This window comes from Pseudomonas sp. 9AZ, assembly GCF_902506525.1.
Lineage (GTDB): Bacteria > Pseudomonadota > Gammaproteobacteria > Pseudomonadales > Pseudomonadaceae > Aquipseudomonas > Aquipseudomonas peli.
This window is the reverse complement of sequence record NZ_LR733840.1, coordinates 1980050-1992442: the sequence shown is the minus strand read 5'-3', so window position 1 is coordinate 1992442 and position 12393 is coordinate 1980050. Positions and strand designations below refer to the sequence as shown.

Annotated in this window: 10 protein-coding genes and 1 tRNA gene; 6 read left to right on the top strand and 5 right to left on the bottom strand. The window is 62.4% G+C overall.

The features are described 5' to 3' along the window. Positions 1 to 128: 128 nt before the first annotated feature. The gene (locus tag ALTER154_RS09265; protein ID WP_160086468.1) at positions 129 to 1037 is read right to left on the bottom strand and encodes a LysR family transcriptional regulator; all 909 of its coding nucleotides are present in this window, start codon (positions 1035 to 1037) and stop codon (positions 129 to 131) included. A 196-nt stretch (positions 1038 to 1233) separates the two neighbouring features. Here ALTER154_RS09265 and ALTER154_RS09260 point away from each other — a divergent pair, with 196 nt between their 5' ends. Together ALTER154_RS09260 and ALTER154_RS09255 are read left to right on the top strand one after the other, a co-directional pair. Next, positions 1234 to 2412 carry an acyl-CoA dehydrogenase gene (locus ALTER154_RS09260; RefSeq protein WP_160086466.1) on the top strand — a complete coding sequence of 393 codons (1179 nt, stop codon included), beginning with the start codon at positions 1234 to 1236 and terminating at the stop codon, positions 2410 to 2412. 120 nt (positions 2413 to 2532) lie between these two features. Further along, complete coding sequence (locus ALTER154_RS09255; RefSeq protein WP_160086464.1) at positions 2533 to 3756, top strand: CaiB/BaiF CoA-transferase family protein; 1224 nt, start codon at positions 2533 to 2535, stop codon at positions 3754 to 3756. A gap of 6 nt (positions 3757 to 3762) precedes the next feature. Here ALTER154_RS09255 and ALTER154_RS09250 read toward each other — a convergent pair whose 3' ends face one another. The 3 genes from ALTER154_RS09250 to hmpA are packed head-to-tail and all read right to left on the bottom strand — an operon-like array spanning position 3763 to position 6406. After that, positions 3763 to 4953 (bottom strand): NnrS family protein, encoded by a 1191-nt coding sequence (locus tag ALTER154_RS09250; protein WP_160086462.1) that lies wholly within the window; start codon positions 4951 to 4953, stop codon positions 3763 to 3765. Continuing rightward, positions 4940 to 5194 (bottom strand): transmembrane sensor/regulator PpyR, encoded by a 255-nt coding sequence (locus tag ALTER154_RS09245; RefSeq protein ID WP_160086460.1) that lies wholly within the window; start codon positions 5192 to 5194, stop codon positions 4940 to 4942. The genes ALTER154_RS09250 and ALTER154_RS09245 overlap by 14 nt, the downstream gene beginning before the upstream one ends. Positions 5195 to 5224: 30 nt before the next feature. Next, positions 5225 to 6406, bottom strand: coding sequence for an NO-inducible flavohemoprotein (gene hmpA, locus ALTER154_RS09240; protein WP_160086458.1), 1182 nt, complete (start codon positions 6404 to 6406; stop codon positions 5225 to 5227). Between the two features lie 174 nt (positions 6407 to 6580). Here hmpA and norR point away from each other — a divergent pair, with 174 nt between their 5' ends. From norR to ALTER154_RS09225, 3 genes are all read left to right on the top strand, one after another. Further along, entirely contained in the window at positions 6581 to 8134 is a 1554-nt protein-coding gene (gene norR, locus ALTER154_RS09235) for a nitric oxide reductase transcriptional regulator NorR (RefSeq protein ID WP_160086456.1), read from the top strand. A gap of 180 nt (positions 8135 to 8314) precedes the next feature. Beyond that, entirely contained in the window at positions 8315 to 9550 is a 1236-nt protein-coding gene (locus ALTER154_RS09230; protein WP_160086454.1) for an HD-GYP domain-containing protein, read from the top strand. Positions 9551 to 9693: 143 nt separating this feature from the next. After that, positions 9694 to 10206, top strand: coding sequence for a DUF4410 domain-containing protein (locus ALTER154_RS09225; protein WP_160086452.1), 513 nt, complete (start codon positions 9694 to 9696; stop codon positions 10204 to 10206). A 273-nt stretch (positions 10207 to 10479) separates the two neighbouring features. Here the strand turns inward: ALTER154_RS09225 and ALTER154_RS09220 are convergent. After that, positions 10480 to 10556: transfer RNA gene (locus ALTER154_RS09220), tRNA-Arg, on the bottom strand. 336 nt (positions 10557 to 10892) lie between these two features. Here ALTER154_RS09220 and gabD point away from each other — a divergent pair. Continuing rightward, positions 10893 to 12341: an NADP-dependent succinate-semialdehyde dehydrogenase gene (gene gabD / locus ALTER154_RS09215; RefSeq protein ID WP_160086450.1), complete on the top strand. Its 1449-nt coding sequence runs from the start codon at positions 10893 to 10895 to the stop codon at positions 12339 to 12341. Positions 12342 to 12393: the final 52 nt, after the last annotated feature.

The window sequence follows — 12393 nt, the reverse complement described above, 5'->3', positions numbered from 1 at the left end:
TGACTACGGGGTCAACATACCTCCGGCGCGCACTCTAGACGGCCAGTCTCAGGAGGTAAAGTATTTTACGACCAGTTGCCGCCGAAGCCTTGACGGTCTTTTTCGCCAACAACCTGACAGGCTGTTGTCTATTTCAGGCCATGGGCCAATGCATAAGCGTGTGCCTCGCGCACCAACCAATCCCGCAAAAGCATAAGGGCTGCTGACTCCAACTTGCGCTCCGGAATCATCAGGTAATACGCCTTGTCCGTCGGCAGACTGAGTGGCGCGGCAATCACCAACCGCCCCTCATCCAACTCACGGCGAATCAGAAACGGTGGAATCAGCGCCACGCCCATCTCGTGCATGGCCGCCTGGGCCAGCATGGAGAACAGCTCATAGCGTGGCCCGGCCATATCCCGTGCGGTATTCAGGCCCTGGGCGCTGAACCACTGACGCCAGGCATAAGGCCGCGTGGTCTGCTGCAACAGCGGCAGGCTGGCGATCTGCTCGGCGCTTAGCTGCGTCTGTTCAGCCAGCAACGCCGGGCTGCATACCGGCATGGGGTTCTCGCCCATCAGCAAATGGGCCTGAGTACCGGACCAATCGCCATCGCCGAAGTACACCGCCGCGTCGAACTCGGTATCGGCAAACAGAAAGGGCCGCGTGCGGTTGGTCAGGTTGACCGTGATCTCCGGGTGCAGGCGCTGAAAATCCTTCAAGCGTGGCAGCAACCACTGCGTACCGAAGGTCGGCACCACCGCCAGCTCGATGCTCATCGCGCCCTGCTGGCCCATCACCGCCAGGGTGTCGCGCTCCACTGCATCGAGCTGGCCGGCCACTCGCCGCGCGTAGGACTGCCCGGCTTCTGTGAGCACCACGCCACGCCGCGAACGGCGAAACAGCTCGATATTAAGGAAGGCCTCCAGCGCGGCGATCTGCCGGCACACCGCGCCCTGGGTCAGGCTCAGCTCCTGCGCGGCCTTGGTAAAACTCTGATGGCGAGCGGCGGACTCGAAGGCGATCAGGGCGGCGGTGCTGGGGATCTTGCGGCGCATCTGTGCGTCACCCTCACTTTGATCGGTTAAATAGGCTGACTAAAGCTATCCCGAAGTGAGCAAATCGCACAACTACGTGCGCAATACTCGTTTGCCTGCCTGCCACAAGCGGCCTAGGATCAATCCACTCACCGGCGAGCGCAGCGCGGCTGCGCAGATACCCGCCCTATCACTGTCTGATTTCGAGGTTTTCGCGATGGCCAAGGCAAGCTTCAACTGGATCGACCCGCTGCTGCTCGACCAGCAACTGACCGAAGAAGAACGCATGGTGCGTGACAGCGCTCAGCAGTTCGCCGCCGACAAGCTGGCCCCACGTGTACTGGAAGCCTTCCGCCATGAGCAGACCGACCCGAAAATCTTCCGTGAAATGGGCGATACCGGCCTGCTCGGCGCCACCATCCCCTCTGAGTACGGCGGCAGCGGCCTGAACTACGTGTGCTACGGCCTGATTGCTCGCGAAGTCGAGCGCATCGACTCCGGCTACCGCTCGATGATGAGCGTGCAGTCGTCGCTGGTAATGGTGCCGATCTATGAATTCGGCAACGAAGCGACCAAGCAGAAATACCTGCCCAAACTGGCCAGCGGCGAATACATCGGCTGCTTCGGCCTCACCGAGCCGGATCACGGCTCCGACCCTGGCTCGATGATCACCCGCGCGAAAAAGGTCGACGGCGGCTACCGCCTGACCGGCGCGAAGATGTGGATCACCAACAGCCCGATCGCCGATGTGTTTGTGGTCTGGGCCAAGGATGATGCCGGGGAGATTCGCGGCTTTGTCCTGGAAAAAGGCTGGCAGGGCCTGAGCACCCCGGCGATTCACGGCAAGGTTGGTCTGCGTGCGTCGATCACCGGTGAAATCGTCATGGACAACGTGTTCTGCCCGGAAGAAAACGCCTTCCCCGACGTACGCGGCCTGAAAGGCCCGTTCACCTGCCTCAACTCCGCCCGTTACGGCATCAGCTGGGGCGCGCTGGGGGCCGCCGAGTTTTGCTGGCACACCGCGCGTCAGTACACCCTCGACCGCAAACAGTTCGGCCGCCCGCTGGCGCAGACCCAACTGATCCAGAAGAAGCTCGCCGATATGCAGACCGAGATCACCATGGCCCTGCAAGGCTGCCTGCGTCTGGGCCGGATGAAGGACGAAGGCACCGCTGCGGTGGAAATCACCTCGATGATGAAACGCAACAGCTGCGGCAAGTCCCTGGATATCGCGCGCATGGCCCGCGACATGCTCGGCGGCAACGGCATCAGCGACGAGTACGGCGTGGCCCGCCACCTAGTCAACCTGGAAGTGGTCAACACCTATGAAGGCACCCACGACGTCCACGCGCTGATCCTCGGCCGCGCGCAGACCGGCCTGCAGGCGTTCTTCTAAAACGCTTCGGAGGATGGGTTAGCCGCGCAGCGGCGTAACCCATCACTCGGCCGATGGGTATCGCTGCGCTCAACCTGCACGGCCCGACCCATCCTACGTTTCCACTTTCGAGATATCCCTATGCCCGGCGCACTCTCGCATATCCGCGTACTCGACCTGTCCCGCGTACTCGCCGGGCCCTGGGCCGGGCAGATTCTCGGTGACCTCGGTGCCGAGGTGATCAAGGTCGAGCGCCCCGGCAGCGGCGACGACACCCGCCATTGGGGTCCGCCCTATGTGAAAGATGCCGAAGGCAACGACTCACGCGAGGCGGCCTACTTCCAGAGCGCCAACCGCAACAAACAGTCGGTGACGCTGGATTTCACCCAACCGGAAGGCCAACGCCTGGTGCGCGAGCTGGTGCAGAACTGCGATGTGCTGTTGGAGAACTTCAAGGTCGGCGGCCTAGCGGCCTACGGTCTCGATTATGCCTCACTGAAAGCCATCAACCCACGGCTGATCTACTGCTCCATCACTGGCTTCGGGCAAAACGGGCCCTACGCCAAGCGAGCAGGTTATGACTTTATGATCCAGGGCCTCGGCGGGCTGATGAGCCTGACCGGCAAGCCCGACGGCGAGGAGGGCGCCGGCCCCATAAAGGTCGGCGTCGCCCTCACCGATATTCTCACCGGCCTGTACGCCACGGTCGGCGTGCTGGCGGCACTCAACCAACGTGAACAATCCGGCCTCGGTCAGCATATCGACGTCGCACTGCTCGACGTGCAGGTGGCCTGCCTGGCCAATCAGGCGATGAACTACCTGAATACCGGGGTCGCGCCCAAACGCTTGGGCAACGCTCACCCGAATATCGTGCCTTATCAGGATTTCCCCTCGGCCGATGGCAACTTCATTATCGCCGTGGGTAACGACGGACAATTCCGCAAGCTGTGCGAGGTTGCCGGCCTGACGGCGCTGGCCGATGACCCGCGTTTTTCTTCAAACAAGGCCCGCGTCGCCCATCGCGCCGAGTTGATACCGCTGCTGCGTCAGGCCACGGTGTTCAAAACCACCGCCGAATGGGTAACGCTACTGGAAGCCGCCGGCGTACCGTGTGGGCCGATCAACGACCTGGCTCAGGTCTTCAACGACCCACAGGTCAAAGCCCGCGGCCTGCGTATCGACCTGCCCAATAGCCTGGGCAGCACAACACCCCAGGTCGCCAGCCCGCTACGCCTGTCCGAAACCCCGGTGGAATACCGCAACGCACCACCCCTGCTCGGCGAACATACCGAGCAGGTACTCACCCGACACCTGGGCCTAAGCCCGGAACAGATAGCCACCTTGCGTGAAGCTGGGGTGCTGTAGAGCGCGCTAACCCGGCTGCCCATCCACGCGCGAAGTGCAGAACATCACCGCGTAGTAGCGTACGAACAGGGCAAAGGCCGCGATCCACAACAGGCTGGAAAGCCCCAGTCCAGCAGCGGGCGCAAACGGCACCAGCAGCACCCGTGCCAAAACCGCCAGCTGGAGACTGGCAAACGCCCAGCCCATCGCGACCGGCGGCTGCAACGGCCGACCGGTATGCCCAAGGCTGACCCGCGCCAACATCGCCAAAATCGCACCGCCGACCGTACCCAGCGCCAGGGCGTGATAAGCCAGGCTAGCGTTGTTCAGCCAGCCGGCATGCCAGGCCGCCAGAGCCAGTAACGCCAGCGGCAACCAGGCATAGGCCAGGTGCAACGACCAGAGCAGCGGTACGCGCCAGATTCCGCCGTTGTACCAGTGCCACAGACGCAAGCCGTGCAGCGCAGCCAGGGCCAGCAACAGCGGCAACATCCATAGCGATGGCTGCAAGGCCAGGCCACTGGCAAACAGCAGCGCCAGGCTTAGCGACAGCACCAGTACCAGCAGATCCAGCCGTGGTCTTGGGCTAGCAGGCGCAAGCTGGTTGAGGCCGCGTTGGGTAAAGAACGGAATCACCCGCCCGCCGATAATGCTCACCAGCGCCGCGATCAGCCATAAACCGGCCAATGCACCGCGCCGCTGTAGAGCGTCATCACCCAACGCCAGACCATACAGCAGTAACCACTCGCAACCGGCCATCAGCAACAGCACGACTACCAGCGGGTAATTGCGCCGCTGGCGCACCACCCACAGCTGCCGCCCAAGCAACAACGCCAGCAGCGGTAGAAAGGGCAGCTGCAGCACCAGCAAGAGTGGCAACGGCGCACCGAACAGCCAGGCCAGTCGCGCCAGTAACCACAAGCCGAACAGCGCCGCCAGCGGCCAACCGCTCAGGCCTGGCAGCCCCGTCCAGTTCTGCACGGCGGTGAGCAGAAAGCCGGCAATGATCGCCACGGCAAAGCCGAACGGCAGCTCATGCCGGTGCCAGGCCAAACTCCCGCCCACCGGCTGCCAACCCGGCAGATAGCCCAGCAGCACCGCCGCCCACAGGCCAATCGCCAACATGGCAAACAGCGCGCCGCCGAGAAAAAACGGGCGAAAGCCCAGCCGCCACAGTGGCGCAATGGCCAGTTCCTGCTGCCGATCACGCAATTGCACAGCAAGGCTCCTGTTGCTTGCGCAGATGCTGCTGCGCGGCCAGGCGCAGCACATAACCGAGCTTGAGCAGGCCTGGGCCGATGATCGTCAGCGAGTGCGCCGTGACCAGGCCGCCCATGCTCAACTGCGCCTCAAGGCCATAGGCACCCAGTAAGCCGCTGAGCAACAGCAGCACGCCGACCAGCAGCATGCGGTTCGCCAGTTGCAGCACCCGCAAAGGGCAGGATAGATAAGCCAACATAATCACCTCCCAGGCTGTTAAGCCTCTGTTTTAGCTATCCAGCGCGCTGGCCGGGCCAAAGAACTCGTAATGGCTCTGCGCCGCCGGCACACCGAGGCTGTGCAGATGGCGTTTGACCTGCGCCATAAACGGCTTGGGGCCGAGGAAGTAGGCATCCAGATCGCGTTGCTCAGGCAGCCATTGCTCCAGCTGTTCCAGGCTGAGCAGGCCTTCGGCATCGCCCACATCGCCTGCGCGCGGCTCGCTATAGCACACGTAATGACGCAGCTGCGGACGCTCGGCGCGCTGCGCCTCAACCCAGTCGCGGAAGGCATGCACCCCGGCGTGACGCGCGCAGTGGATAAAGTGGATATCGCGGCCCGTGTCGCGCGCCGCTTCCAGCATGCTCAGCGCCGGAGTGATACCGACACCCGCAGTGATCAACACCAGCGGCTTGGCCGACTCACGCAGAACGAAATTCCCTGCTGGCGCGAACAGCTCCAGGCTGTCGCCGACCTGCAGCTGGTCATGCAGGTAATTGGAGACCTTGCCGCCCACCTCGCGCTTGACGCTGATGCGGTACTCGCGGCCATTGCTCAAGGCCGACAGCGAGTAGTTGCGGCGCTGCTCGCCACCGTCCAGCAGCAGGCGCAGGCCGATGTACTGGCCGGGCTGGAATGCCGCCAGCGCGCCACCGTCGGCCGGCACCAGGTACAGCGAGACAATCTCCTCGCTTTCCTGCACCTTGCGGCTCAGGCGGAAACTGCGCGCCCCGCGCCAGCCACCCTCGGCAGTGGCGTTGGCGCTATACGCGGCCTCTTCGGCACCGATGAGGATGTCCGCCAGTTGCCCATAAGCCACGGCCCAGGCCTCGATCACCGCATCGGTGGCGATCTCTTCACCAAGCACTTCACGAATCGCCCGCAACAGGCAGCTGCCGACAATCGGGTAATGCTCGGGCAGGATCTGCAGCGACACATGCTTGTTGACGATCTGCCCAACCAACGGCCCCAGCGCCTCCAACCGGTCGATATGCCGGGCGTACATCAGCACCGCATTGGCCAGGGCCCGCTGTTGGCCGCCGCTGGCCTGGTGCGCCTGATTGAACAGCGCGCGCACCTCGGGGTATTCGCTCAGCATCATCTGGTAGAAGTGCCGGGTCAGGGCTTCACCGCCGCTTTCCAGCAGCGGTACGGTGGCTTTGATCAGGGCGTTTTGGCCAGGGGTCAACATAGGGCTTCCTCGTCAGGGCGACACGCTGCACTTGCGCAGCGCTTCGGTTCATATCACCCTGACTACTACAGGAAGCGTGCCAATTATTTTTAATATATAAATCATAGACTTATAAATACTTGTGTCTTTATGACAGCAAGCATTCCGAGTCTTAATGACAACTAGTGTGTCCTTATGACAGCAAATCCACTGCTTACCGCCCTGATTCCCCTGGTCGCCGATCTGTCCCGCGAACTGCCGGAAGCCGAGCGCTATCGCCGCCTGCTACAGGCGCTGCGGCAGCTGCTGCCGTGCGACGCCGTGGCGCTGCTCAAGCTCGACGGCGATGTGCTGATTCCGCTGGCCGTTGAAGGGCTGAGCGCCGACACCCTCGGCCGGCGTTTCAAGCTCGACGAACACCCGCGCCTGCAGGCGCTGCTGGCGCAACGCGGGCCGACCCGCTTTGCCACCGATTGCGAGATGCCCGACCCCTATGACGGCCTGGTCGACGGCCATCGCGGCCACCTGCCCGTGCATGACTGCCTCGGCTGCCCGTTGTATGTGCAGGACCAGCCCTGGGGGCTGCTGACCCTCGACTCGCTCGATCCGGCGAGCTTCGGCCGCGTCGATCTGGACAACCTGCAGGCTTTCGCCAGCCTGGCCGCTGCTACCGTGATGGCCAGCGAGCGGATCAACGCACTGCTGCAACGCGCCGAGGATCAGCACCAGTTGGCCGAGGCTTACAAGCAGGCCGCCGTCCAGCAACGCCCGCGCGAACTGATCGGCCAGAGCGCTGTGCACAAGCGCCTGGCAGCGGAGATTGCGCTGGTCGGCAACAGTGAACTGAGCGTGCTGATCAGCGGTGAAACTGGGGTCGGTAAAGAGCTGGTTGCCGAAGCCCTGCATGCCGCATCCCAGCGCGCAGCCAAGCCGCTGATCAGCCTCAACTGCGCGGCGCTGCCCGATAACCTGGTGGAAAGCGAACTGTTCGGCCATGTACGCGGGGCCTTTACCGGCGCGCACAACGAACGGCGCGGCAAGTTCGAACTGGCCGATGGCGGCAGCCTGTTTCTCGATGAAATCGGCGAGCTGCCGCTGGCCGCGCAAGCCAAGCTGTTGCGCGTACTGCAGAGCGGCCAGCTGCAACGGGTCGGTGCCGACCAGGAGCAGCGGGTCAACGTACGCGTGCTGGCCGCCAGCAACCGCGACCTGGCCGAGGAGGTGCGCGCCGGGCGTTTTCGCGCCGACCTCTACCACCGCCTCAGCGTCTACCCGCTGAAAGTCCCGGCGCTGCGCGAACGCGGTCGCGATGTGTTGCTGCTGGCCGGCTACTTCCTCGAAGAAAACCGCGCCCGGCTGGGGCTGCGCAGCCTGCGCCTGACGACCGACGCCCAGGCCAGCCTGCTGGCGTACAGCTGGCCGGGCAACGTGCGCGAACTCGAACACCTGATCGGCCGCGCCGCGCTCAAGGCACTGGCCGGCTGCAGCGAGCGCCCACGCATCCTCAGCATTGACAGCACCCATCTGGATTTGCCGAGCAGCCAGCCAACAGCAGCACCTGCGACTCAACGCACAGCAGAGCCACACAGCCAACTGCTACTGCGCGAAGCCCTCGACGCCTACCAGAAACAGCTGATCAGCCAGGCGCTGGAGCGCCACCAACACAAATGGGCCCCCGCCGCCCGCGAGCTGGGCATCGACCGCGCCAACCTGATCCGCCTGGCCAAGCGCCTGGGCCTGTCCCATTAATCGCCCAGCAGCCGACGGTGTGCTCCACAACAGCCGATTGGTGGCTAACCTTGAGGGAGTGGCACACGTTCAGCACGCTGATGCTGCAACCCAACGCCATCAATAGGTAAATGCAATTTGCTGCCCACACACCACGGGTAGCTAATGGCCAGTATTTAGCGACTTCCTTTGGAAAGCCCCATGGCCGACGAAGCCAAACCAGACCGTATCAAAGTTGACGCTGCGCAACTGACCATCGGCATGTACGTGGTGGAGCTGGATCGGCCCTGGACAGACACCACCTTCCTCTTTCAAGGCTTTCGCATCCGCCAGCAGCTGGACATACGCCTGCTGCAGGAAGTCTGCAGCTACGTCTGGGTGGATGCTCGGCAATCTGTAACGGTACACGATCAGGTCACGGCCAATATCGCCCAGCCCGAAGCCCTGCAACCGGCCATCGCCAAGGTCGATTTCAACTTGGAAATGCTCCAGGCCGCTCCCACCTGGAGCGCTGCACGCGACGAGTCGTTGCGAATTCTGCAAGCGGTCAAGCTCGGCCAGGAGCTGGATGTTGAAGCGGTCAAAGCCGTCATCAAAGACTGTGTTGAAAGCATCCTGCGCAACCCGGCGGCGATGCTCTGGCTGGCGCGCATCAAGAACAGCGACGAATACACCGCCGAGCACTCGCTGCGTGTGTCCATCCTTTCAATTGCCCTGGCCAAGGAACTGGGTCTGCCGGTCTATCAGCTTGAGCAAATCGGCATATGCGGCATGCTCCATGATGTCGGCAAGATCAAGGTGCCCAACGAAATCCTCAACAAACCCGGCGCGCTGACCGCCGAAGAGCTATGCATCATGCAGAGCCACGCCGCCGAGGGCCGCAAACTGCTGATGAGTAACCAGCAGGTCACTGCCGCCACCGTCGACGTCGCCTACTCGCACCATGAGCGCCTGGATGGCCAGGGTTACCCACGCGGTCTGGATGCCAGCAAGATCCCTTATTTCGCCAAGATCATCGCGGTGGCCGACAGCTATGACGCGATCAACAGCGACCGCGTATACAGCAAGGGCAAATCCAGCCTGGAGTCATTGCGCATCCTGCTGGAAGCGGTCAACAGCCATTTCGACGAAGAGATTGTGGGCTGCTTTATCCGTATGGTCGGCATCTACCCGCCAGGGGAAATCGTCGAGCTGACCAATGGCGAAGTCGGCATCATCATCGGCTGCCCGCCTGGCAACAAACTCAAACCCAGGGTACTGCGCGTGCTCGACGGGCAGAAGCAACCCTGCAAGGAAAGCATCATCGACCTGGGCAAAACTGCCAAGGACCCAAGCGGCAAACCCTACCGCATCCATGAGGTGCATAGCAGCGGCGCCTTTGGCATTGATATAGAGGCATACCGACGCAAAGGCTTGGTGATTCCAAACACACTCTGAGGGTCGCCACGGTATCGCCGGGCGTCGCTCATCACAGCCACTGGGCAACTCGCTGCCTGCGGCTCGACAGTTCTTCGTGCATGTTCTAGCGTCGCAGCTTCCACACTCTGCCAATGGTTTCTATGCGCCCGATTCTGCTCGCTATGTTTGCCCTCTTGCTGCCGATGATCGCGGCCGCCACTGAACCCACCAACGTCATCTACCTGACGGCTTTCGCGGTGGACAACCCGGCAGACAGCCAACAGCGTGAGCGTGCGGCGCAGTTGGATGACGCCCTTCTTCGGGCGCTGCAGGCTCGCCAGATTCAGGTCAAGCCCGTCAGTCAGCAGGCGGCATTGCCGACCAGCGGCTGGTTAGTGCAAGGGCAGGTGTCCAGCGAAGCCGGTCGGCGCCTGGTGCGCACGGTTGTTGGCTTCGGCGCCGGCGCCAGTAATGTTGAAGCGCACGTCTGGATCAGTGACCTTGCCGCCGAAGAACAGCAGCAACTGACAGCCCAGGACCGCTCCAAACGCCTGCCGGGTGCGCTGGTTACACGCAACCCTCAGCTGGCAGCGGCAAAATTCCTGCTGGAACGTCGCGCACTGAACCGCAACATTGATGAAGTGGCGGCCGATCTGGCGGACGACATAAACAAAGCATTGGCCAACGCGTACTGAGTGGCAGGCCCAGGACGGTCCTGGCAACAAGCATCTGCAAACGGGCTCAGCCCTTGAAGCACTGAACGCCTGCGTTGCCTGGATTCAGCACATCGATAGAACGCGCGCCACATCAGGCAATGGCGTGCAGCGATTGAGCCGACGGGTCGATATGGCCAAACAATGAACCGATTTTTCAACATCGGATCACTGGCAGGGCTAAAAAGACGGCAGCGCGCATAATCATTCAGGCAAAAAAAGGGCCTAGGTTTTCACCTAAGCCCTTGCTTTATATGGCGCACCAGGCGGGATTCGAACCCACGACCCCTGCCTTCGGAGGGCAGTACTCTATCCAGCTGAGCTACTGGTGCAGCGCGGGCGCAATCATACGCATGTCGCTGGCGGGCGTCCATGCCGCTGCCTTGTTCGCGATTCTGCACGCAATCATCCCTGCAGCTGTCTATGTCTATAAAGGCCTTGAATAAACGCATTATTGCGTTAATTTTTTCGAACAGGCTCTTGCCCTTTACCCCTCTTGACCCTAGGATTCGTTTGAGATTTCAAACGCTCTTGCTGAAAATCCTATGCGGCTCGTACTTCCCCGCTGATTTGCAGCCTGAGCCAACGGATAAAGCCCAGGTGTGCCGCCGTGCGGTGCATTCGATGACACGTACCGATGCCAGGGTGTCGGAATTTAGGAGACTGCCATGCAACTGAAAGACACCCAGCTGTTCCGTCAGCAGGCTTATATCGACGGTACCTGGCTGGACGCCGACAACGGCCAGACCATCAAGGTCAACAACCCGGCCACCGGCGAGATCATTGGCAGCGTGCCGAAGATGGGCGCTGCGGAAACCCGTCGTGCCATCGAAGCCGCCGACCGTGCCTTGCCGGCCTGGCGCGCGCTGACTGCCAAGGAGCGTGCGGGCAAGCTGCGCCGCTGGTTCGAACTGCTGATGGAGAACCAGGACGACCTCGGCCGCCTGATGACCCTGGAACAGGGCAAGCCGCTGGCCGAAGCCAAGGGCGAGATCGCCTATGCAGCGTCCTTTATCGAGTGGTTCGCCGAAGAAGCCAAACGCGTGTATGGCGATGTGATCCCAGGCCACCAGCCGGACAAGCGCCTGATCGTCATTAAACAGCCAATCGGCGTCACTGCCGCCATTACCCCGTGGAACTTCCCGGCGGCGATGATCACCCGTAAAGCCGGCCCAGCCCTGGCCGCCGGTTGCACCATGGTGATCAAGCCGGCTTCGCAAACGCCGTTCTCCGCCCTGGCCCTGGTCGAACTGGCGCACCGCGCCGGCATCCCGAAAGGCGTATTGAGCGTGGTCACCGGCAGTGCCGGCGAAGTCGGCGGCGAGCTGACCAGCAACCCGATCGTGCGCAAGCTGAGCTTCACCGGCTCGACCGAAATCGGTCGCCAGCTGATGGCCGAATGCGCCAAGGACATCAAGAAGGTCTCGCTGGAACTGGGCGGCAACGCGCCGTTTATCGTGTTCGACGATGCCGACCTGGACAAGGCCGTCGAAGGCGCGCTGATCTCCAAATACCGCAACAACGGCCAGACCTGCGTGTGCGCCAACCGCCTGTACATTCAGGACGGCGTGTACGACGCCTTCGCCGAGAAGCTGGCCGCCGCCGTGGCCAAACTGCAGATCGGTAATGGCCTGGATGAAGACACCACCACTGGTCCGCTGATCGACGACAAGGCCATGGCCAAGGTTCAGGAACACATCGAGGACGCCGTCAGCAAAGGCGCGCGCCTGCTCGCCGGCGGCAAGCCGCACGCCCTGGGTGGCAGCTTCTTCGAGCCGACCATTCTGGTCGACGTGCCGAAAACTGCTGCGGTGGCCAAGGAAGAAACCTTCGGCCCGTTGGCGCCGCTGTTCCGCTTCAAGGACGAGGCCGAAGTGATCGCCATGTCCAACGACACCGAGTTCGGCCTGGCCTCGTATTTCTATGCCCGTGACCTGGGTCGCGTGTTCCGTGTGGCGGAAGCCTTGGAATACGGTATGGTCGGCGTCAACACCGGGTTGATCTCCAATGAAGTCGCGCCGTTCGGCGGCGTGAAAGCCTCGGGCCTCGGCCGTGAAGGCTCGAAGTACGGCATTGAGGACTACCTGGAAATCAAATACCTCTGCCTGGGCATCTAACCCGGCGAAGTAACCCCGCAGAGGCGCACGAGAGCGCTGCGCCTCCTGCGTT

Bases quoted from the DNA above. Each gene is read 5' to 3' on its own strand.
- ALTER154_RS09265 (WP_160086468.1), bottom strand. From the start codon at position 1,037: ATGCGCCGCAAGATCCCCAGCACCGCCGCCCTGATCGCCTTCGAGTCC.
- ALTER154_RS09260 (WP_160086466.1), top strand. From the start codon at position 1,234: ATGGCCAAGGCAAGCTTCAACTGGATCGACCCGCTGCTGCTCGACCAG.
- ALTER154_RS09255 (WP_160086464.1), top strand. From the start codon at position 2,533: ATGCCCGGCGCACTCTCGCATATCCGCGTACTCGACCTGTCCCGCGTA.
- ALTER154_RS09245 (WP_160086460.1), bottom strand. From the start codon at position 5,194: ATGTTGGCTTATCTATCCTGCCCTTTGCGGGTGCTGCAACTGGCGAAC.
- hmpA (WP_160086458.1), bottom strand. From the start codon at position 6,406: ATGTTGACCCCTGGCCAAAACGCCCTGATCAAAGCCACCGTACCGCTG.
- norR (WP_160086456.1), top strand. From the start codon at position 6,581: ATGACAGCAAATCCACTGCTTACCGCCCTGATTCCCCTGGTCGCCGAT.
- ALTER154_RS09230 (WP_160086454.1), top strand. From the start codon at position 8,315: ATGGCCGACGAAGCCAAACCAGACCGTATCAAAGTTGACGCTGCGCAA.
- ALTER154_RS09225 (WP_160086452.1), top strand. From the start codon at position 9,694: ATGTTTGCCCTCTTGCTGCCGATGATCGCGGCCGCCACTGAACCCACC.
- gabD (WP_160086450.1), top strand. From the start codon at position 10,893: ATGCAACTGAAAGACACCCAGCTGTTCCGTCAGCAGGCTTATATCGAC.